The organism is Gracilibacillus dipsosauri, from assembly GCF_003176895.1.
Classification (GTDB): Bacteria; Bacillota; Bacilli; order Bacillales; family Amphibacillaceae; genus Gracilibacillus; species Gracilibacillus dipsosauri.
The window spans coordinates 221,817-243,656 of the sequence record NZ_QGTD01000011.1; the positions used below are offsets into that span (position 1 = coordinate 221,817).

General features: G+C 38.3%; 21 protein-coding genes and 1 riboswitch. Of the genes, 15 read left to right on the top strand and 6 right to left on the bottom strand.

All coding sequences use genetic code 11. From position 1 onward, the window contains the following. Positions 1–72: 72 nt before the first annotated feature. The 4 genes from DLJ74_RS13095 to murB all read left to right on the top strand — a co-directional run bounded on the left by DLJ74_RS13095 (position 73) and on the right by murB (position 6,375). Positions 73–1,167: a carbamoyl phosphate synthase small subunit gene (locus DLJ74_RS13095; RefSeq protein WP_109984808.1), complete on the top strand. Its 1,095-nt coding sequence runs from the start codon at positions 73–75 to the stop codon at positions 1,165–1,167. Further along, positions 1,160–4,396: a carbamoyl-phosphate synthase (glutamine-hydrolyzing) large subunit gene (carB, locus tag DLJ74_RS13100; protein ID WP_109984809.1), complete on the top strand. Its 3,237-nt coding sequence runs from the start codon at positions 1,160–1,162 to the stop codon at positions 4,394–4,396. The genes DLJ74_RS13095 and carB overlap by 8 nt, the downstream gene beginning before the upstream one ends. Then, positions 4,393–5,334, top strand: coding sequence for an ornithine carbamoyltransferase (gene argF / locus DLJ74_RS13105; protein WP_109984810.1), 942 nt, complete (start codon positions 4,393–4,395; stop codon positions 5,332–5,334). The genes carB and argF overlap by 4 nt, the downstream gene beginning before the upstream one ends. A gap of 117 nt (positions 5,335–5,451) precedes the next feature. Further along, complete coding sequence (gene murB, locus DLJ74_RS13110; protein ID WP_109984811.1) at positions 5,452–6,375, top strand: UDP-N-acetylmuramate dehydrogenase; 924 nt, start codon at positions 5,452–5,454, stop codon at positions 6,373–6,375. Between the two features lie 486 nt (positions 6,376–6,861). Here the strand turns inward: murB and DLJ74_RS13115 are convergent, their stop codons facing one another. Beyond that, positions 6,862–7,788 carry a helix-turn-helix transcriptional regulator gene (locus tag DLJ74_RS13115; protein WP_054861631.1) on the bottom strand — a complete coding sequence of 309 codons (927 nt, stop codon included), beginning with the start codon at positions 7,786–7,788 and terminating at the stop codon, positions 6,862–6,864. A 65-nt stretch (positions 7,789–7,853) separates the two neighbouring features. Between DLJ74_RS13115 and DLJ74_RS13120 the strand changes: the two genes are divergently transcribed. The 8 genes from DLJ74_RS13120 to DLJ74_RS20490 all read left to right on the top strand — a co-directional run bounded on the left by DLJ74_RS13120 (position 7,854) and on the right by DLJ74_RS20490 (position 14,353). Continuing rightward, positions 7,854–8,369 carry a GyrI-like domain-containing protein gene (locus tag DLJ74_RS13120; protein ID WP_219987229.1) on the top strand — a complete coding sequence of 172 codons (516 nt, stop codon included), beginning with the start codon at positions 7,854–7,856 and terminating at the stop codon, positions 8,367–8,369. Between the two features lie 240 nt (positions 8,370–8,609). Then, positions 8,610–8,942 (top strand): PadR family transcriptional regulator, encoded by a 333-nt coding sequence (locus DLJ74_RS13125; protein ID WP_054861632.1) that lies wholly within the window; start codon positions 8,610–8,612, stop codon positions 8,940–8,942. Beyond that, on the top strand, positions 8,942–9,919 hold the full coding sequence (locus tag DLJ74_RS13130) for a permease prefix domain 1-containing protein (protein WP_109984812.1): 978 nt from the start codon (positions 8,942–8,944) through the stop codon (positions 9,917–9,919). The genes DLJ74_RS13125 and DLJ74_RS13130 overlap by 1 nt, the downstream gene beginning before the upstream one ends. A gap of 476 nt (positions 9,920–10,395) precedes the next feature. After that, a riboswitch (FMN riboswitch) is annotated at positions 10,396–10,547 on the top strand. Positions 10,548–10,709: 162 nt separating this feature from the next. Next, positions 10,710–11,798, top strand: a complete 1,089-nt coding sequence (gene ribD, locus DLJ74_RS13135; protein ID WP_281269929.1) for a bifunctional diaminohydroxyphosphoribosylaminopyrimidine deaminase/5-amino-6-(5-phosphoribosylamino)uracil reductase RibD — start codon at positions 10,710–10,712, stop codon at positions 11,796–11,798. Continuing rightward, complete coding sequence (ribE, locus tag DLJ74_RS13140) at positions 11,798–12,433, top strand: riboflavin synthase (protein ID WP_054788203.1); 636 nt, start codon at positions 11,798–11,800, stop codon at positions 12,431–12,433. The genes ribD and ribE overlap by 1 nt, the downstream gene beginning before the upstream one ends. Positions 12,434–12,443: 10 nt before the next feature. After that, positions 12,444–13,664, top strand: a complete 1,221-nt coding sequence (locus DLJ74_RS13145; RefSeq protein WP_109984813.1) for a bifunctional 3,4-dihydroxy-2-butanone-4-phosphate synthase/GTP cyclohydrolase II — start codon at positions 12,444–12,446, stop codon at positions 13,662–13,664. A 1-nt stretch (position 13,665) separates the two neighbouring features. After that, the gene (gene ribH, locus DLJ74_RS13150) at positions 13,666–14,133 is read left to right on the top strand and encodes a 6,7-dimethyl-8-ribityllumazine synthase (RefSeq protein WP_109984814.1); all 468 of its coding nucleotides are present in this window, start codon (positions 13,666–13,668) and stop codon (positions 14,131–14,133) included. 70 nt (positions 14,134–14,203) lie between these two features. Next, complete coding sequence (locus tag DLJ74_RS20490; RefSeq protein ID WP_181397565.1) at positions 14,204–14,353, top strand: hypothetical protein; 150 nt, start codon at positions 14,204–14,206, stop codon at positions 14,351–14,353. A 157-nt stretch (positions 14,354–14,510) separates the two neighbouring features. On the opposite strand, the gene DLJ74_RS13155 is transcribed toward DLJ74_RS20490, so the two are convergent. The 4 genes from DLJ74_RS13155 to DLJ74_RS13170 form a co-directional block, all read right to left on the bottom strand. Continuing rightward, positions 14,511–14,990, bottom strand: coding sequence for a glutathione peroxidase (locus DLJ74_RS13155; RefSeq protein WP_054788202.1), 480 nt, complete (start codon positions 14,988–14,990; stop codon positions 14,511–14,513). Positions 14,991–15,038: 48 nt separating this feature from the next. Further along, positions 15,039–15,689 (bottom strand): hypothetical protein, encoded by a 651-nt coding sequence (locus DLJ74_RS13160; RefSeq protein WP_109984815.1) that lies wholly within the window; start codon positions 15,687–15,689, stop codon positions 15,039–15,041. Positions 15,690–15,786: 97 nt separating this feature from the next. Then, positions 15,787–16,761 (bottom strand): oxygen-dependent tRNA uridine(34) hydroxylase TrhO, encoded by a 975-nt coding sequence (gene trhO / locus DLJ74_RS13165; protein ID WP_109984816.1) that lies wholly within the window; start codon positions 16,759–16,761, stop codon positions 15,787–15,789. A 139-nt stretch (positions 16,762–16,900) separates the two neighbouring features. Beyond that, the gene (locus DLJ74_RS13170; protein WP_281269931.1) at positions 16,901–17,782 is read right to left on the bottom strand and encodes an NAD(P)-dependent oxidoreductase; all 882 of its coding nucleotides are present in this window, start codon (positions 17,780–17,782) and stop codon (positions 16,901–16,903) included. A 97-nt stretch (positions 17,783–17,879) separates the two neighbouring features. Between DLJ74_RS13170 and DLJ74_RS13175 the strand changes: the two genes are divergently transcribed. After that, on the top strand, positions 17,880–18,224 hold the full coding sequence (locus DLJ74_RS13175; RefSeq protein ID WP_054861489.1) for a TraR/DksA C4-type zinc finger protein: 345 nt from the start codon (positions 17,880–17,882) through the stop codon (positions 18,222–18,224). Between the two features lie 32 nt (positions 18,225–18,256). On the opposite strand, the gene DLJ74_RS13180 is transcribed toward DLJ74_RS13175, so the two are convergent. After that, positions 18,257–19,513 carry a S1C family serine protease gene (locus DLJ74_RS13180; RefSeq protein ID WP_109984818.1) on the bottom strand — a complete coding sequence of 419 codons (1,257 nt, stop codon included), beginning with the start codon at positions 19,511–19,513 and terminating at the stop codon, positions 18,257–18,259. Positions 19,514–19,755: 242 nt separating this feature from the next. Here DLJ74_RS13180 and DLJ74_RS13185 point away from each other — a divergent pair, with 242 nt between their 5' ends. Together DLJ74_RS13185 and DLJ74_RS13190 are read left to right on the top strand one after the other, a co-directional pair. Next, positions 19,756–20,445 carry a response regulator transcription factor gene (locus DLJ74_RS13185; protein ID WP_109984819.1) on the top strand — a complete coding sequence of 230 codons (690 nt, stop codon included), beginning with the start codon at positions 19,756–19,758 and terminating at the stop codon, positions 20,443–20,445. Next, the gene (locus DLJ74_RS13190; RefSeq protein ID WP_109984820.1) at positions 20,442–21,797 is read left to right on the top strand and encodes a sensor histidine kinase; all 1,356 of its coding nucleotides are present in this window, start codon (positions 20,442–20,444) and stop codon (positions 21,795–21,797) included. The genes DLJ74_RS13185 and DLJ74_RS13190 overlap by 4 nt, the downstream gene beginning before the upstream one ends. The last annotated feature ends 43 nt before the right edge of the window (positions 21,798–21,840 follow it).

Genomic DNA, 21,840 nt, shown 5'->3' on the forward strand with positions numbered 1-21,840 from the left:
ATTATAAGAAATTGAAAATTCATCTTTAAATGAATAGATACAGTTTCTTGGTTTGACAAGGAGGAGATAATATTGCAGCAAACAAAAGGTTATCTTGTTTTAAATACTGGGGATGTTTTAGAAGGTAAATGGCTAGGAGCCCCGAAAAAAATGGAAGGTGAGCTCGTATTCAATACTGCAATGACAGGCTATCAGGAAGTGATGACAGATCCATCCTATGCAGGACAAATTGTTACGATGACTTATCCATTGATCGGAAATTATGGCTGGAATGAAATCGACTATGAAAGCTTAAAGCCCTCTGTCGCGGGTTTTATTGTATCAACATTAAGTGAAAACCCCGAGCATTATGAATCGAAAAATACAATGATTGAGATTCTTGAAAAATATCAGATATCTGCATTAGCTAATATTGACACACGTGCACTAACTAGGATTATTCGAGAAAAAGGGGAAGTGTATGGCAAAATTACGGACGATCCGGCTGACAAACCAATACTGAATGATGTGGATCCAGCAGTCGTATCCAGTGTATCAACGAAGGAAAAGCTTTTCTATAAAACAAGTAATCCTGCAAACCATCCAACCCCGCACGTTGTCGTGATGGATTTCGGTTATAAGCATTCGATTGCCCATTCATTACTAGAACTGGGCTGCGATGTTACAGTTGTACCATATGATACGGCTTTCCTTGAGATTCAACGAATAGCTCCAGATGGTGTATTATTATCCAATGGACCTGGAGATCCAAAAGCATTAAAAGATTTATCTGAAAATATCAAGCAAATTTCCGAGAGTTTTCCGACATTAGGAATTTGTTTAGGCCATCAGTTGATAGCTTTAGCACATGGTGCGACAACGAAGCGCCTTCCATATGGACACAGAGGAAGTAATCATCCAGTCAAAGATTTACAAACTGGTAAAGTCATGATTACCTCACAAAATCATGGCTATGTTGTAGATTATGATTCTGTTAATAATACGAATTGGTATGTATCTCATATCAATGTTAATGACAAATCGGTGGAAGGATTAAAACATAAATCACTGCCTTTAATGACCGTGCAGTTTCACCCTGAAGCACATCCAGGACCAATTGACACACACCATTTATTTGTAGATTTTATTCAGCAGTTTATTACTAAGGGAGAGAGACAGCATGCCTAAGTTGACAGATATAAAAAAAGTATTAGTAATTGGCTCCGGACCGATCGTTATCGGTCAGGCAGCCGAATTTGATTATGCGGGTACACAAGCATGTCTAGCTTTGAAAGAGGATGGAGTAGAAGTTGTTCTTGTTAATAACAACCCAGCAACCATTATGACAGATGAAAATATTGCCGATAAGGTTTATCTAGAACCATTAACGTGTGAATCGATAACGAAAATTATTGAAAAGGAACGACCTGATGGAATTTTGCCAACATTAGGTGGGCAAACCGGCTTGAATATGGCAGTACTCTTAGATGAGGCAGGAGTGCTAGAAAAATATCAAGTTACCTTATTAGGAACACCGCTTGAAACTATACAAAAAGGGGAAGACCGTGAAATATTCAAATCAATGATGAAGGAAATTAAAGAGCCAATTGCCGAAAGCTTGTCCACTTCTTCTGTTGATGAAGCACTCGATTTTGCTAGGAAGGTTGGTTATCCAATGATTGTACGTCCTGCATATACACTGGGCGGGGCTGGTGGTGGAATAGCGGATACAGAAGAAGAGCTCCGTCAAATTGTGAAAAACGGCCTTCATTATAGCCCAATTAATCAGGTATTAATTGAACAAAGTGTAAAGGGATGGAAAGAGATTGAATACGAAGTAATGCGTGATTCCAATGATACTTGCATTATTGTTTGTAACATGGAAAATTTTGATCCAGTTGGTGTGCACACAGGGGATAGTATTGTTGTAGCACCTTCTCAAACGTTAACAGATCGCCAATATCAAATGCTCCGAACTTCTTCTGTAAAAGTGATCCGTGAATTAGGTGTGATTGGGGGGTGTAATATTCAATTCGCTTTAAATCCGGAAAACGATGATTATATTATTATTGAGGTAAACCCTAGGGTTAGTCGTTCCAGTGCTCTTGCATCCAAAGCAACCGGTTATCCAATAGCTCGGATTGCTGCTAAAGTTGCTCTTGGCTACCACTTAGATGAGGTCATTAACCCAATTACTGGTGATACATATGCCAGCTTTGAACCAGCGATCGATTATATTGCAGCCAAAATTCCGCGTTGGCCATTTGACAAATTCACACAAGCAGACCGATTACTTGGTACACAAATGAAAGCAACTGGTGAGGTGATGGCTCTAGCGCGCAATTTTCCAACTGCTATCAATAAAGCGATTCGTTCATTAGAGATCGGTCTCGACTCTATTTATCTACCTGGTATAGAGAAATGGACAGACGAAAAGCTTGTGCTAGCTTTAGATAAAGCAACTGATGAGCGATTGTTTGTTGTTACGGAAGCATTAAGACGTGGAAAGACAGTGGAGGAAATCCATAACATTACCCAAATTAATAATTATTTTTTGTATGAGTTAGAAGCAATGGTTAAAAAAGAGAAGGAGCTTGCCACAAAAGAATGGGATCAAATAAAAGTAGAGGATATTAAAGAGGCGAAAAGCTATGGCATATCTGACACTGCTCTTGCCAAAATATTAAATGTTTCAATTGAACAAATACAAGAAAAAATAAAAACAGAGAAATTAGCCCCATCCTTTAAGATGGTGGATACTTGTGCGGCGGAATTCTCTGCTGAAACCCCATATTTTTATAGTTCATGGAATGAAAGAGACGAGGTAGAAGCTCTAAGTGGTGAGAAGAAAATGATCGTACTGGGGTCTGGTCCAATACGGATCGGACAAGGGGTAGAATTTGATTATTGCTCCGTTCATGCGGCTAAATCATTACAAGATCAAAAGATAGATGCCATTGTTATTAATAACAATCCAGAAACCGTCAGTACGGATTTCAATACAGCAGACCATTTGTATTTCGAGCCACTAACAGTGGAGGATGTTTTACATGTTGTTAGAAAGGAACAGGCTGAAGGAGTGTTAGTACAGTTTGGAGGCCAAACGGCGATTAATCTAGCAGACGGATTACAAAAAGCTGGTGTGAAGATTACAGGTACAGCTCTTGAAGCAATTGAAGCAGTGGAGGACCGTGACCAGTTTTATCAATTATTACAGAAATTAAACATCCCTCATATCCCAGGTGATACGGTAATGGCAGTAGAGGATGCAAAGGCAGTAGCCGAAAAAATCGGTTATCCTATCCTCCTTCGTCCATCGTATGTAATCGGTGGTCAGGGCATGGTCATCCTTTATAGTGAAACACAACTAGTCAATTATTTAGCAAATCTTGAGCAAAGCTCTCACGATAATCGCATCTTTCCACTCTTAATTGATCGTTATATTGAAGGCTACGAGGTCGAAGTGGATGCGATTTGTGATGGAGAGGATATTTTAATACCAGGTATTTTTGAACATGTAGAAAAAGCAGGAGTTCATTCAGGGGATAGTGTTGCTATTTTCCCTTCCCCTACTTTAACGGAAGCACATAAACAAACGATAGAAGCATATACACAGCAGATATCAAAGGCATTACATGTAAAAGGGATCATGAACATTCAATTTGTCCTAAGTGAAGATCGAAAAACAATTTATGTCTTGGAGGTAAACCCTCGTGCATCACGTACAGTCCCTATTGCAAGTAAGGTAACAGGAGTTCCAATGGTGGATTTAGCTACTCGTGTTCAAATGGGTGAAGCATTACAGGATCAAGCATGGAAATTAGGACTTCACCGTGAGGTCCCATACTACGCAGTAAAAATGCCAGTATTTTCCACAAATAAATTACCTGGTCTTGATCCGATCCTCGGTCCTGAGATGAAATCAACTGGGGAAGCAATCGGAATTGGAACAACCGTAGATCAAGCGATGGCTAAGGCATTTGGTTGGAAGGAAAATAGCTTAAAAGCTCTTACTGTAAATGATGTAATCTTCTTATCCTTAACAAAGGTAGATAAGGTACTAATGGAAGCATTACAACTACTCAATATACAGATTGAGGTAGATCCAAAAACAAAAGCCTTATTAGAAACGGAAGGTGTAACCATAAGTAAGGTAGTTAGTTTAGAAGTTGCGACCAACAATTGTCTTGATGAAAAATATGCCCTGATTGCTGATACGAACCGTACAGGAGAAAAAGATGAACATGTTGTTCTAAGAGAGGCAGGCTTGAAATCTGACACATTATGCTTCTCATCTAATGAGACATTAGTAGCCTATTTAAACGCAACAGAAGAGGCTTTAGAGGCACCTCAATCCATCCAGACCTATCGAAAAGACAAGAACCAAGTGAATAAGAAGGAGCGTGTGATCGGATGAGTTATAAAGAAAAGTTAAAAGGCAGAGATTTACTTACATTAGCGGACTACTCAAAAGCAGAAATCAGCTATTTATTAGAATTAGCTGACCAAATTAAGCAAAAAAGAAAAAAGGGCGAGATTTATGAACCTTTAAAAGGAAAAACATTAGGCATGATCTTTGAGAAGTCATCAACTCGTACACGCGTTTCCTTTGAGGCAGGTATTTATCAGCTTGGTGGAACTGGTCTATTTTTAAGTGCCAATGATATACAAATTGGTCGTGGGGAACCAATTTCTGATACAGCTAAGGTTTTGTCAGGTTACTTGGATGGTATAATGATTCGTACTTTTTCTCAACAGGATGTAGAGGATTTAGCCGAGAATGCTACGATTCCTGTTATTAATGGTCTTACAGATGAGTATCATCCATGCCAGGTTCTTGCTGATTTGCAGACAATGAAAGAAATAAAAGGTAAGCTTGAAGGCTTAAAACTCGCCTATATTGGAGATGGGAACAATATGGCACATTCCTTAATGATTGGCTGTGCCAAGATGGGCTTAGACGTAGCTATCGCAGCGCCAAACGGTTACCAGCCGAAAGACGAAATTACAGCAGTGGCTAAATCATTTGCTGAAGGAACGGAGGTATTAGTGACAGACGATGTTATCGAGGCTGTAAAAGATGCTGATGTCATCTATTCAGACGTATGGGCAAGCATGGGGCAGGAAGCTGAGCAGAATGAACGGGAAAAGGCATTTGCTGCTACTTATCAAGTAAACACGGAGCTTTTCTCCCATGCAAAGGAAGATGCCATATTCATGCATTGCCTTCCAGCGCACAGAGGAGAGGAAGTAACGTCAGAAATTATTGATGGGCCACAGTCTGTCGTATTCCAAGAAGCAGAAAACAGATTACATGCACAAAAAGCATTGATGGTTGCATTGATGGGTAGCTAGATTCCAATTAGGGATCTAGCTTTTTTCCTCTTCATTTGCAGTTCATATTTCATTATTGATATAATAGAATGAATTGTGAGTTATTTTCACAATAGAATAATAAAGGATTGAATCTACATGAACAAACAAACTGTTATCTCAGAATTGCAGGATATTTTGGCAAAAGACCATATTTTAATAGATGAGGAATTAAAAAATCATACTTATACAAAACTTGGTGGAAAGGCAGATTTTTTTATTACACCAGGTACGATAGAAGAAGTACAAGAAGTCATTCGTTATGCAATTAGAAAGCAAGTTCCTTTTACTCTGCTCGGTAATGGCTCGAATGTCATCGTGCGTGATGGAGGTATTCGAGGAATTGTATTAAGTCTAAAGAAATTTCGTGCGATTAGACGAGAGGGCAATAAAGTAGTTGCAGAGAGTGGTGCGAGAATTATTGATGCATCACGATTTGCTTTGCAAGAAAAATTAACAGGCCTTGAATTTGCTTGTGGCATTCCTGGAACCGTTGGTGGTGCCTTATACATGAATGCAGGTGCATATGGTGGGGAGATTAAAGATTGTCTAGAGCATGCATTAATTGTCGATCGCGGGGGCGATGTGCATCAAGTATTGGCAGAGGAGTTTGATCTAGATTATCGAACGAGTAATATCGCAGAAAAAGGATATATCGTTTTAGAAGCAACCTTTCAGTTAAAGGAAGGACATTATGAGGAGATTAAGGCTGTGATGGATGATTTGACTTTTAAGCGTGAGTCAAAGCAGCCATTAGAGTATCCATCCTGTGGTAGTGTGTTCAAACGTCCACCAGGCTATTTTGCAGGGAAACTGATTCAAGATAGCGAGTTACAAGGTAAAGGTGTTGGAGGGGCAGAAGTATCCACCAAACATGCTGGATTTATTGTGAATAAAGATAATGCAACGGCAAGTGATTATATTGCTGTGATTGAGATGGTACAGCAGACGGTGAAAGCGAAATTTGGTGTAAAATTGGAGAGAGAGGTTAGGATTTTGGGAGAGGATGAAGAGATGGCTTAGGTTGTTTTGTTAATCTGGATTTGTAACAAACTGTGTAGGTAAGAAAGGCGTAGGTACTGACCCAGTGAAAAATCTAACTTTCGTTGGTTACCATCTTACTCACTCAGCTTTTTATTTAGATAACTCTTTTATTCAAACGACTTTAATTCTCCTTTTTTAGATGAATTCAATAGATGTAGTTAAATAGTGGCTGGGACATAATTAAATAGGGTGAATGAGAATCCGAACAATCTTCTGATTGAGCGTAGTCAAAATACGGAGACTCCTGTGGGAACAGCACGAGCTGAAGATCCACTTTGCAAAGTTAGCTGAAGCCGTGCCCACGGAATGCGGAGTATTTTGACAGAGCGGTTACAGTGCAGAAATATTAATGTTCGGATTTCCTCTGTTTTATTACTCTTTTGTCCCAGTCTCATTAAGTTTTTACGTATGAAAACTTAAACGTAGTCTTACTCTATTGCCATTTTTCTCTCTATACTATTAACCCTAGTATTTTTCCATTATTTGAGCCAAATATTTTTTGAAATTATTTCTGATACTTTGAGGCTCGATAATTTCACATTTATCCCCAAACTGTAGGAGAGCATTGTATCCGTGTTCATTATCAACTATGGGATACTTTGCAATATAACCATTCTTATGTTGAGATATAACATAATCTTCTCCAAATCGTTCAATGATCTTGTCTTTGATAGATTTATCAATTTTTATAATCACTGGAACGGTTTCTTTTGTCATCCAGTTAGATCCATCCATAGGTAGGGAAACAAATTCCTTAGGTGAGAAGGATTCTACAGACATACTTACATCGTTCATTCTAGCTATCTTAAATGTGCGATAATCCTTTCTTTTAACGCAGAAGGCTTGTAAATACCAACTACTTTCTTTAAAAATGACTTTGTAAGGCTCTACTTTGCGAGAAGTATCCTCACCATTTTTATCGATATATTGGAACACCAAATATCGATGATCCTCCATAGCAGTTTCGATTAACTTCAAGCGATCTCGAAGGAATCGATTACCCTGATTCAAGGTAAGATCAACCGAGAAATGTCCATCGTTTTTCCATTGCTGTATTAAATCTGTTTCACTTTCCATACTTTGTACTTTTGCTAACGTATTTGCTATTTCATTTTTTTCCAGTAATTGATTATAGCTCTCTAAACTTGTTATTAAGCTTCGAACATCTTTTGGAGTGAATAACTTTTTGTCTACTTTATAGGACTTCATTAAGCTTACTCCACCATCCGACCCTCTAGTAGTGAAAATTGGTAGCCCAGCCATAGTTAAGGTATCAACATCCCTAAATATTGTTCTTCGGCTAACCTCTAATCTTTCAGCCAATTCGCTAGTAGTTACTACTTCTCGATCCAACAGCAGCATGATAATGGCAACAAGTCGATCAATTTTCATAGTAATCTCTCCCTTTAACTATCATTATGACATACAGGTGTCATAATTGACATTGTAAAATAAACTTGTACTCAAAAATAAAGAAATACAGGGAGGTAATTTCAATAAGTAATTACAAGATTTTAGAAAAAGACGCATTTCGGTTCATAGGTTTCAAAACAAAATTGGAAGGTTCGGTAAATATCCATGCAGAAGAATTTTCTAGCCAGAAAACCGAATTTTTCAAGGGAATCATTCATGATGGAAAGATGGCACTATTACAACCTCTTTCGGAGAGTAAATACGGGTATGGGGTCGTCACAACAGACAAAAAAACTGCCTATTACTACGCGGGTGTACGAACTACTCAAAAGGGAATAGCAGGAACAGAGGAAGTGCTATTTTCGGGAGGTAAGTACCTCGTGCTTAGTGATGAGGGTGGCTTATCCCGTTTAGCCTTTGATAAGCTAGAGAATCAAGCATTTAATCAAATTCTTACTAATGACTTTGAGTATACCTATAATGGAAAGCCAATTGCCGAAGTGCTATTAAATGGAAATCCAGCAGATGCTGAAGTGGAAGTATGGATACCTATTGAGTAACATTGTTTTAGCAGGGGATAGTATAAGCTATCTCCTGCTATTTTTTATACGATTTTTTGCTCTCAGTGCAAGGCAGACTCTCGTCTATATAGACAATCCCATCTGTAGCCCCCTCCTTTTGATTGCAAATTTTACTTTACCTGTCGTAGTAATCATGATAAAATAAAATTACTACGACAGATAAAGTACGGCAGTCGTAGTAAAATCAATCGCTGACATAGTAGAAGGGAGGATCAGCTTTTGATTAGTAGTGATGTAATTCGTGGCTATAATGACACCATCATTCTTTCTCTCTTATTAGAGCAAGAATCATATGGATATGAAATTTCCAAGAAAATTAAAGAAATATCAGAGGAAAAGTACGTTATCAAAGAAACAACCCTATATTCGGCATTTAATCGACTTATGAAAAATGGATATATCGAAGCCTTTCATAAACAACAAACCTTTGGCAAAAAAAGAACGTACTATAGAATGACAGAAGCAGGGTTGCTTTTTTATAAAGAGAAATGTCGCGAATGGGAGCTAACAAAAGAAGTGATGAATCGATTTATTAAGGAGGAGTTTCGATAATGGACACCATTATGAATTATTTAGAAAACATGTTTGCTTCAATGCCAAAATCTAAACAGATGCAGCAATTAAAAGATGATTTGCTAGTGCATATGGAGGATAAATATCAAGAATTAAAACGAGCTGGAAAATCAGAAAATGAAGCAATCGGTGTAGTGATTGGAGAGTTCGGAAACATGGAAGAAATTATGGACGAATTTGGTATTGATTTAGATGATGATAGAGCTAATGAGCCTTTTTTAATGGATGAAGAAATAGAAGAATATTTACATGTGAGTAAAAAAACAAGCATTTGGATTGGTATAGGTGTCGGTTTGTGTATAATAAGTGCTGCGATGTTTGTGTTTATAGCAGGATTACAAAACAATGGTTTTTTAAATGAAATTCCAGTAAAAACAGCTAATATTATTGGAGTTATTTGTTTAATTGTATTTGTTGCCATTGCTGTTGGTTTGTTCATTTATAATGGCATGAAGATTGAAAAATATGATTATATTCATACAGAGCATGCCTTTCAATTATCGTTTGAACAGAAAAATAGTATTCAAACCCGTAAAGAAGCTCATCAACCAAAGTATCTTGCAGCCCTAATTTGTGGGATTGCCCTTATTATTCTTTCACCAGTTGTCCTTTTCACCACTCTAGCAATAAACGAGCAATTCACTCATTTTGGTGTTGTTGGACTATTATGGATAGTAGCTATAGGAATATTCCTATTAATTTTTTTCACTACGGAGATGGACGCATATAAAAATCTGTTAAAGGAAGGGGTAGCCTCCAAGTCTAAAAAGAATGAGAAGCGAGACAGAATAACAGGAGCAGTAGCTGTAATCATTTGGTCATTAGCTACTATCATCTTCCTAATAAGTGGTTTCCTCTACAATCAATGGCATATAAATTGGCTCGTATTTGCGATTGCTGGTATTTTTATCGGAATGTTCAATGCAGCTTATTCCATTCTAACAAAAAATGAATGAAAAGGAACTGGCATTCAGAGCACGATAAGTTCTAAAATGCTGGCGATCTCTATTAGTATGGCAGTAATAATGAGGATAAGTACCAAAATGCCAGAGTCAGCATCTCAAAATGGCACTTATAACAAGGATAAATGCCAAAATGCCAGAGATCCCGCTCGAAATGGTACTTAAAATGAGAATAAGTACCAAAATGCCAGAGTCAGCATCTCAAAATGGCACTTATAACAAGGATAAATGCCAAAATGCCAGAGATCCCGCTCGAAATGGTACTTAAAATGAGAATAAGTACCAAAATGCCAGAGTCAGCGCCTCAAAATGGCACTTATCAAACGGATAAAGCCCAAAATACCGGTGATCCCGCTCAAAACGGTAGAACAAGCGATTAAAATGCTCGCACAAATGACCATGTATAAGCTAATTTTTTGCAAATCATTTCAAGATTCTATATAATAAAATCACTAACTAAATAAACGCATGTATTCCTTTGGGGCAGGGTGTAATTCCCGACCGACGGTGATAAGCTAAGGAGCTTTTAGTCCGTGACCCGGATCATTTTTCATTAAATGTGAAGGTGGATTTGGTGAAATTCCAAAGCCGACAGTGAAAGTCTGGATGGGAAAAGGAATGGTGGAGAAGTGGTTATTTTTTCTATGGAATAAGCATTGTTTATTGCTGATTCTGTCGAAAATTTCTTGATTAATTCAAGGCTTCTTTGCTATGAATGAAAGACTATCCAGCCCTAGGGTCATTATCCTAGGGCTTTTCTTATTTTAATATAGAAGGTGATGAAGTGAGAACAAAGGAAGAATGGATGGAGCTCGCTTTAACGATGGCCGAAGCTACTACTGGTCAAACTAGCCCAAATCCGTCTGTTGGGGCGGTTGTCGTCAAGGATGGTGTACTGCTTGGGGTTGGTACACATTTAAAGGCAGGAGAACCGCATGCAGAGGTCCATGCTATCGCGCAGGCTGGTGAAAAGGCAAAAGGTGCTGATATCTATGTAACGTTAGAGCCTTGTGCCCATTATGGCAAAACTCCTCCATGTGCGGAATTACTAGTAGAGAAGGGAATTAAAAAGGCTTATATCGCATCGGTTGATCCAAACCCAAAGGTAGCTGGAAAAGGGGTAGCAATTCTTGAAGCAGCAGGAATCGAAGTGGAAGTAGGATTATATGAAGAAAGAGCGCTCCAATTGAATAAGCACTTCTTTCATTTTATGAATAAAAAACGACCATTTATCACCTTAAAAGCAGCGATGACATTGGATGGGAAGACAGCGACAGTGACAGGGGATAGTAAATGGATCACATCAGCCGAAGCTAGACTAGATGTGCATAAGGAAAGACATAAGCATGATGCGATATTAGTTGGCAAGGGAACGGTCGGGGCTGATAATCCAAGCCTGACAACTCGCTTACCTCAAGGTGGAAAAAATCCAATTCGGATTATCCTTGATACTAAGCTATCATTGCAAGAGGAATTTGCGATCTATGATAAAGAAGCAACTACCTGGGTTTTTTGCGGAAATGAAGCAGATCCGATTACTTTTCAAGAAAAACATCCTCACATCAAGGTGGTTCAGTTAAAAACAGAAGATATTCAATTAGAAGATGTCATGAACGAATTAGCACAAAATAAAATTCAATCATTATATGTCGAAGGTGGCGGAACCATCCATCAAGCCTTTCTACGGGAGAACCTCGTAGATGAATGTCATTGGTATATTGCACCAAAGCTTTTAGGTGGCCAGGATGCTAGATCTGTTATAGCAGGGAATTCGCCACACTGGATGGAAGATGCAAAGGAATTAACTTTCATTGATTTTGAGAAGCTGGGACCAGATCTGAAGATTATTGCAAAACCAAAAGGGGGATTCTAATGTTTACTGGTATTGTCGAAGAAAAGGGTAAAATTGAAATGATTAAACAATCCAATCAAGCATTACAACTGAAGATTCAAGGCGAAAAAGTGACAGAGGATGTGGCGATTGGCGATAGTATTTCCGTAAATGGTGTTTGCTTAACCGTGACTAACTTCACTAAGGAGTGGTTTACAGTAGACGTCATACCTGAAACATTTCGTAGCTCCTCTTTATCCACACTAAAAGCACAGTCCATGGTTAATTTAGAGCGCGCCATGCATGCAAACGGAAGATTTGGTGGTCACTTTGTGTCAGGACATGTCGATGCAGTTGGTACAATCGAACGAACTTGGATCGAAGATAATGCAAAATATTATTACATCACTGTCCCGGAAACACATTATGTGACTCTAAAGGGATCAGTAGCCGTAGACGGCACTTCATTAACTGTATTTGGAGTAGACGATAATGGGTTCACTATCTCCTTAATTCCAGAAACACAAGCAGCGACCATTCTAGGTGATAAAAAACAAGGGGATATCGTGAATGTGGAATATGATATGTTAGCAAAATATATGGAGCGATTACTTCGTTCCTCCCATCAACAGCCACAAGGAATAACAGAAGAGAAATTGACGCAATTGGGTTTTTAGGGGGCCAATAATGAAACATTCAGTAGATGAAGCAATAGAAGCATTAAAAAAAGGTGAAATTGTGATCGTTGTAGATGATGAAGACCGTGAGAATGAAGGAGATTTTGTTGCACTAGCGGAAAAAGTAACACCTGAAATTATTAATTTTATGGCAAAAGAAGGACGTGGATTGATTTGCACACCTATGTCCCAAAATTATGCCGATCGTTTCCAATTAGGTGCAATGGTAGCACGTAATACAGATGATCATGGCACCAATTTTACAGTGAGCATTGATTATCATACCACTCATACAGGGATTAGCGCTCATGAAAGATCGTTAACGATTGAAAAGTTAGTCGATGAAACAACGACTGCTTATGACTTCAAACGTCCAGGGCATGTATTTCCTTTAATTGCAAAAAATGCAGGAGTTTTGGAACGATCTGGACATACCGAGGCAGCCATTGACTTAGCCCGTTTATCCAATTCAAAACCGGTTGCAGTTATTTGCGAAATTATGAATGAAGATGGCACTATGGCTAGACAGGATGATTTAGAAAAAATTGCTGAAATCCACAGTATGCCAATGGTCTCCATTCAAGAGTTGATTCAATACCGAAAGAGATATGATAAATTAATCACGAAAGAAACAGAAGTAAATATGCCAACAGCTTATGGTGGATTTAAGCTTGTTGCTTATACAGAAAAATATACTGGTAAGGAGCATGTCGCCTTATATAAAGGGGAATTAACACCTGATGAGCCAACCCTTGTCCGTGTCCACTCTGAATGTTTAACAGGTGATGCATTTGGTTCGCAGCGATGTGACTGTGGCCCACAGCTTAAAAAAGCGTTAGAAGAAATCGAAAAAGCAGGACGCGGTGTGTTAGTGTATATGCGCCAAGAGGGCCGAGGCATTGGGTTAATTAATAAAATGAAGGCATACAAGCTTCAAGAGGAAGGCTACGATACAGTGGAAGCAAACCATCAGCTAGGCTTTCCAGATGATCTTCGCGATTATGCCATAAGTGTTCAAATTTTAAGAGATTTAGGTGTCGGGAAAATTCATTTATTAACAAATAATCCTCGCAAGCTTTCAAGCATGAAGGAATATGGTTTAGAATTAGTAGCACGAAAAGCGATTGAAATCCCCGCTAATAAGAATAATGAAAAATATTTACAAACGAAAGTAGAAAAGCTTGATCATTTATTACACATTGAAAGTAACCGAGATGGGGGAGGAATTTAACATGGGGAAAATATATGAAGGTAATTTAGTTGGTACAGGTTTAAAGGTTGGTATCGTTGTAGGAAGATTTAATGAATTTATTACCGGGAAACTGCTAAATGGTGCAGAAGATACATTTAGAAGACACGGTGTTGCTGAAGAAGATGTAGAAGTAGCTTGGGTTCCAGGAGCATTTGAGATTCCGCTTGTCGCGAAAAAAATGGTAGAAACGGGTAAATATGATGCCGTAGTTACATTAGGAACGGTTATTCGGGGCTCTACGCCACACTTTGATTATGTGAGCAATGAAGTGTCAAAAGGGGTAGCAAGTGTTTCTATGGATGCAGGAATCCCAGTCATTTTTGGTGTTCTAACTACTGACACCATCGAGCAAGCAATCGAACGTGCAGGAACAAAAGCAGGAAACAAAGGAGCAGAAGCAGCGATATCAGCAATTGAAATGGCTAATCTGTTGAAAGATATTGAATAGAGCACAATGGCAGTGTGGCGGGTAAATCAATCTCGTCACACTTTTTTATACGTTTGAAAAAACGCACATTTTGGATATCGGAGAAAATGGAGGTATCGCATCTAGAGGTGTCGAATATAATCGGATATCAGACAAAATGCGTGGTGCTGCATCTAGAGGTGTCGAATATAATCGGATATCGAACAAAATGCGTGGTGCTGCATCTAGAAGTGTCCAATAAAATCAGATAAAGGACAGAATAAATGGTGACGAACCCATATCTGTCCAATATATAATTGGTTCACCCCAATCACTTTACATCTGCTTTCACTTTCGATATGAAATTTACAGCGCCAAAGAGGAATCACCAATTCCCCTTTGACAAAAACTCATACAACTCACTTATTAAGTAATGTTTTAATATCATCTTCTATCTTCTCTGGTTCTGTTTTTGGAGCATATCGTTTTACTACATTGCCATCTTGATCGATGAGAAATTTTGTGAAATTCCATTTGATTTGGTCAGACACGATGCCTGGAGCCTCTTTCGTTAAATACTTATATAATGGATGTGCATCTTTGCCGCGAACATTAATTTTGGCAAACATCGGGAAGGAAACTCCAAAGTTTAATCGACAGAATTCCTCTGCCTCTTCACTCGAACCAGGCTCTTGATTCATGAATTGATTGCAAGGAAAGCCTAGTATCTCTAATCCTTCTTCCTTATACTTCTGATATAGCTTTTCTAGACCATCGAACTGAGGGGTGAAGCCACACTTACTTGCTGTATTGACGATAAGTACTGCCTTCGCTTGAAACTCAGCTAATTCCTTTTCTTTTCCCTTTACTGTTTCAACCTTGAAATCATATATAGACATAAAAAAAGCCTCCTTACTATAAGATTAGCATAAGGAAGCAAAAATTGTTTAATCAGAAGTTCTAAACAGATAGTAATTCGTTAAAACGAGAGAAAGTAGCAATATTGCTTCACCTATATTCGTCATTGCCTTTGTGGGGATAGGTAATTGAACAATGCTGGTAACACTAATAATCAAGCAACCAACAAAGAAAAGATAGAATCCAGTTTTTCGCCAAACAATAATAGAGGTTAAAAGTAGGATGATACTAATTGCAATAACCATAATCGGCAATCGATCCTCTGTCTCTTGATAACTGAGAATGCCATATTCCCATACTGGCTCTAAATCAATCGTTAGTATACCAATTATTTCCGCTAAAATTAAACAAGCTGTGATCAGAAAAGTCGCTAATTTGGCAAGGGAATGTTGAGCAAAATGAACGTTTATCCTTTTTAAAACGGCATATGAATATAACACAAGAAGTGGTGTAAAGAATGCATGGAGCCAATATCTTAATTCATTCCATTTCTCCAACCAACTACTTTCTCCAATGAAACGCCCTACTGTTAGTATTCCATTGTCATAGATTAAACCAACAATAACTAGAAGAATAACATTTAGCAGCGATCCCCATCCAATCCATTGCGCTTGACGTATCACAACAATCCATAACACTACATAAAAAAACGTTAGTAATGCATATAAATAGAGCTCCATCATATCACCACTTTTCTTATTTCGTTACTGTCATTATTATAACCAAATAAGAAAAAAGATGCTTCCTTTCATTAAAAAGGAAACATCTTTCAGACTATTATTCTTGTGTAACCCCATCTTCTTCGGCAATACGATCAAGGCGTGCTTGGATTTCTTCCTCTGTTAGGTTATGTTCCGCGATATATAAATTACGAGGATGGGTACGGCATTCATGAGAACAGCCGCGCATATATTTGTGTTCATTTTCTTCTGAGCATAGCATTTGTCGATTACATTCAGGATTTGCGCAATTCACATAGCGTTCACAAGGTTCCCCGTCAAAATAATCCTTTCCAACAACGACATGTTCTTTGCGATTTACTGGTACAGAAATACGTTCATCAAATACGTAAAGCTGTCCATCCCAAAGCTCCCCTTGAACTTCTGGATCTTTACCATACGTTACGATACCGCCATGTAATTGTCCGACATCCTCAAATCCTTGTTTTACAAGCCAACCAGAGAACTTTTCACAACGGATTCCACCAGTACAATAGGTTAGAACCTTTTTACCTTCTAATTTATCTTTGTTTTCCTCCACCCATTTAGGAAGCTCTCGAAATGTTTCGATATCAGGTCTAATCGCTCCACGGAAATGACCTAGCTCATATTCATAATCGTTACGAGCATCTAAGACTACTGTATTCTCATCACGCATAGCTTCATAAAATTCTTGTGGTGACAAATATTTTCCAGTTGTCTCTCTTGGATTAATATCCTCTTCAAGACGTAGGGTAACTAACTCTGGGCGAGGTCTAACGTGCATTTTTTTGAAGGCATGTCCATCTGCTTCATCTACTTTAAACACCATGTCCTTAAATCGAGGATCATTATGCATTGTCTCCATATACGTATTCGTTTGCTCGACGGTACCGGAAACTGTTCCATTAATACCTTCATGTGCAATGAGAATACGGCCTTTAAGTCCTAATTCTTTACAGAACTTTAAGTGCTCATTTGCATAGCCTTCTGGATCCTCCAAATCTACATAGTGATAGTACAATAATACTTGGTACTTTTCCTTTTTTTCCATTCTTTCTACCACCTATCAATTCATATTTGCAAGATATAAATGTGTTTAGGTTGGTTTATACTTTTATTATCTTGCAACACTTTATTCTATCATGTTTTTTCTCTCTTCACAATGCTAGTAGGAGGAGTCATACTCCACATTATCCTTGCTCAAACCACTTCATCAATGCTTGCGTTCCTTTGTCGCCTTCTCCAGCTTGCTCTAGCTCTGTATACAGCTTTAACGATAATTCAAGTCCTGGAGTGGTTAAATCCATTTCCTTAGCAGACTCAAGCGCAATTTTCATATCTTTAATAAAATGCTTGATGTAAAATCCTGGTTGATCATCCCCGTTAATCATTCGAGGTGCTAGGTTGGATAACGACCAGCTCCCTGCTGCCCCTGTTGAAATACTTTCTAATACTCGAGTAGGATCTAGTCCAGCTTTTTTCGCGTACATTATCGCTTCTGTTACACCAATCATGTTGGAAGCAATTGTGATTTGATTAGCCATTTTCGTATGCTGGCCAGCACCTGCTGGACCTTGAAGAACAATGTTTTCTCCCATTATTTCAAAAATAGGTAGCATGGCATCAAAGTCTTTCTGTTTCCCACCTACCATAATCGCTAGTGAGCCATTCCTTGCGCCGATATCACCACCAGAGACAGGTGCATCTAGAGCGTGTAACCCTTTTTCCTCTGCAGCTTCCGCAATCCTTTTGGCAAGCTTTGGATTAGAAGTTGTCATATCAATTATATAGGTGTCGGTGCTTGCATTTTGGATAATCCCATTTTCTCCGAAGTAAATTTCTTCTACATCAGAAGGGTAGCCAACAATGGAAATAATGATATCTGATGATGTAGATAATGCTGTTACACTGTTCTTCCAGATCGCTCCTTGTTCTACTAGATCACTGGCTTTTTCTTTTGTTCTTGTGAAAATCTGTACATGGTAGCCTTCCTGCATTAAATTCCTCGCCATACTTTTTCCCATCACACCAATACCAATAAAACCAATCGTTTTGTTCATTGAGCATTCCATCTCCTTTTTCTTCTACTTTATCATGGTGGGATGGCCGCTACAATAATGTTTTTTATGATAGCGAAAGTGGAATATATGCAATAGGAGGAGATAAATCATGACACAAGATATTTGGAAGGAATGTAAAAGCATGCTGGAAAAAAGGAAGAAGGAGCTACTTGAAAATAAAGATGATGGCCTCGAGCAATCATTAGAGGATACTGTTGGAGAATTGTCCACCTTCGACAACCATCCAGCAGATATGGGAACAGAATTGTTTGAAAGAGAAAAAGAAATTACGTTAAATGAACGGAAGAAGCAAGAATTAGAGGAAATTGACCAAGCGCTACAAGCTATGAAAGACGGGACATATGACCTTTGTCAGGAATGCGGGAGAAAGATCAAGGAAGAAAGACTTCTTGCAGCACCAACTACTCGTTATTGCTTTGAGCATGGAAAATAAAAAATCCGAGCACTGCTCGGATTTTTCTTTGATTACTGTTGCTCTTCTTGTTCGGCTAGCTTCAGTGTAGTCGTATCCTCTTTACCATCACGATAGTACGTTATGTTAATTTCTTCACCAATGTTTGTATTGTTATACAAATAGGTTTTTAATTCAAGCATGGACGTAATTTCTTTATCATTAATTTTCGTAATGACATCATATTTTTGTAAGCCTGCTTCTTCTGCTGGCGATCCAACTTGAACCTTTGCTAAGACTACTCCATTTTCGACATCTTCATCTAAATTCAATGTTCCCTGTTTATGTTGTTCTGGCACGGTATTTAAATCAACGGCACTAATACCGATGAATGGGCGAGTAACCTCTCCATCTGTTTCTAATTGCTCGATTACTGGCTTAGCATCATCAATTGGGATCGCAAATCCAATCCCTTCCACAGCATCTAAGGCGATTTTCATTGAATTAATACCAATCACTTCACCATCGGAATTAATCAAAGCACCACCACTGTTTCCTGGATTGATGGCAGCATCTGTTTGAATAACCTGAGTTGTCCAATCTGGAGAACCATCCTGGTTTAAGTCAACATCAACGGCACGTTCTAGTCCACTAATGATACCCCTTGTTACAGAGCCCGCGAATTCTGTTCCTAATGGGTTACCGATTGCAATAGCTGTTTCCCCAACTGTTAGTTCTCCTGATGAGCCGAGTGGGGCAACAGTTTCTACTTGCTCACTGGATATTCGTAGTACCGCCAAATCTGTTAGAGAGTCTTTACCGAGAACATCTGCTGGAACCTTCTCCCCATTAGTAAGAATAACCTCTACTTCTTGAGCTCCTTCGACAACATGATTATTGGTAACGACGTATGCATATTCTCCTTCTTTTTTATAGACTACTCCAGAACCAGTACCAGCTGCATCCGTTTCTTCCCACAAACTCGTTTGTTGTATATTAGATACCCCTACGACAGCATCTGATACTCGATTAATTGCTTCACTCAAGGAGTCGATGTTTTCATTTGATACATTGGATGTTGGAACAGATTCTTTATTCTCGTTCGTTTCCTGTTGTGTTTCTTCACTTATATCTTGTTCTGTTTGTGCAGATTGTGCTTGGTTATCCTCATCATTTAGTATAGATAGGAAGATACCACCACTAAAAAGGGCAACAATTAATCCCCCTGCAATACCACTGAGTAGCATGCCGCCAAAATTTTTATCCTTCGATTTATGATTGCTATTTTCGGTTTTTACTTCATTTATTTCTTGCTTTTCGTTTTCATCCATTGTGTTCCCACCTTTCTGTTCAGTTGATTATTTTTGGATTGTAACCTTATTATAAAAGAGAGTTACGGAACAATCATGTGACAAATGTAGAAAATCTGTGTAAGAATAGCAGAAAACCGTCACTTAATTTTTTTTAGAGAATGTGCGAAAATAAGTTAATGATATATTCCTTTATAGGGGCTCTATGTACTTTATACCCCAAAACCAAAAAATTAATCTGTTATTAGAAAGGTGGTTGCATCTTGAACCAGCATATATATATCGTGGAGGATGATCCTAATATTCGGGATATCGTAAAAGCGTATTTAATAAAAGAAGGCTATCAAGTAACCATGATGGAAACAGCAGAGGACGCATGGGAAAATGCGAAAAAGCAACAGCCTAACATGTGGATATTGGATATTATGCTACCAGGGATGGATGGTTATGAATTATGTAAGAAAATTCGTGCAAGAAGTGAAGTACCTATTATCATTATTTCAGCAAAAGATGAAGAGGTTGATAAGATTCTTGGATTGGAGCTAGGAAGTGATGATTATCTCACGAAACCATTTAGTCCAAGGGAATTAGTTGCTCGAGTAAAGCGATTATTTAAACGCTTAGAGAATAGTCCTATGGTTCAGAAAAAAACGAATACTGTGGAGATCGATGATTTGAAGATGGACCAAGCTGCAAGACAGGTGTTCTGGAGGGATCAAGAAATAGATGTAACCACAAAGGAATTTGATATGCTTGAAATCTTTGCTAAAAGGCCTAATCGTGCTTTTGCACGAGAAGAGCTGCTCTCCTTAGTTTGGGGAGAGGATTATTTTGGCAGTGATAGAGCCGTCGATGATCTTGTAAAAAGGCTTAGAAAAAAATTAGAAGGGCTACCAGTGGAAACCGTCTGGGGCTATGGTTATCGATTGCATATTGATGAGGAGCAATCATGAAGCTTCAATACCAATTAACGATAGCATTTACAACTCTTTTAATTGTCATCATGACGGTAACGGGAATCACCCTCTATTCTCAAATGCTTCAAATGTTAATTCAGGATGAACAACGCCAATTAGAGGATAAAGGGGAATTAATCGTAAATTTTTTACTATATGAAGATTTAAACAGTACGTATAATGTACAGCGTTTAGCAGAAATGTTAGATAAATATAGCCTGCAGGTTTTTGCGTATGACGAAGGTTCAGACCAAATCATTTTTACTTCAATAGCAGATCTTCAAGTGATTGAAAAATGGGTGGACCGCTATGATATGGACAAGGCGGAACAACCATTATGGCAAAACGGTAACGAAAAATACGTTGTATCGATCATCCCCTTTTATGGTGCTGTATCTACTCAGCACTTGGTATTATTAACACCATTGGATGACCTACAAGAAGTTAGACAAATTATAATGGAAAGGCTGCTCTTAATCTTTTTCATTGGAATCGCGGTCGCTGTGCTTCTTAGTCACTATTTAACAACGAAGTTAGTCACACCATTGACAAAGTTAAGGCATCAGTTAAAGAAAATCGAAAAGAGAAATTTTAGTGAGATGGAAGAAATCAAAGCCACTGGAGAAATTAAAGAAGTAGAGCAGAGCCTCAGAGATATGGCGAATGAATTGAATAGCTTTATACAGACACAACGACACTTTTTCCAGAATGCTAGTCATGAGCTGAAAACCCCTTTAATGACCATCCAAGGATATGCTGAAGGGATTAAGGACGGCATATTTGAAGGAGAGGAAGCAAAGCGCGGTTTAAATGTCATGATTGAAGAAATAAACCGTTTGAAAAAAATTATTAATGAAATTATATTGCTAGCAAAGCTCGATAGTGAGGCCAATATTTATGAGGAAGAGCAAGTTAACTTACAGGAATTCATTGAGCAAGTCATGGCCCGAGCAGTTCCGATTGCCAATGAAAAAAATATATCAATAGAACTAAAGAATTCTGTTCCATATATGGTCTATTTTGATTATGATAAAATGCTGCAAGCAGTAATGAATATTGTAGCAAATGGAATTAGGCATGCGACTCATAAAGTAGAAGTTAGTGTTTATGCTAAGAATAAACAGGTTATTATGGAAGTAAGAGATGACGGAGAGGGTATTGAAGAGGAACTGTTAACCAAACTATTTCATCGCTTTGTAAAAGGAGAAGATGGAGAAACAGGGCTTGGTTTAGCGATTGCTAGAGCAATTGTAGAACGCTCTGGTGGAAGTATTCGAGCAACTAATCATGAGGAAGGTGGAGCTGTATTCCAAATTCGGTTCGTAAATTTTCAAAAAAATACCGATTAAATTGTAGTATTTACTTCCTTTTATGTTATAATCATTAAGTTGT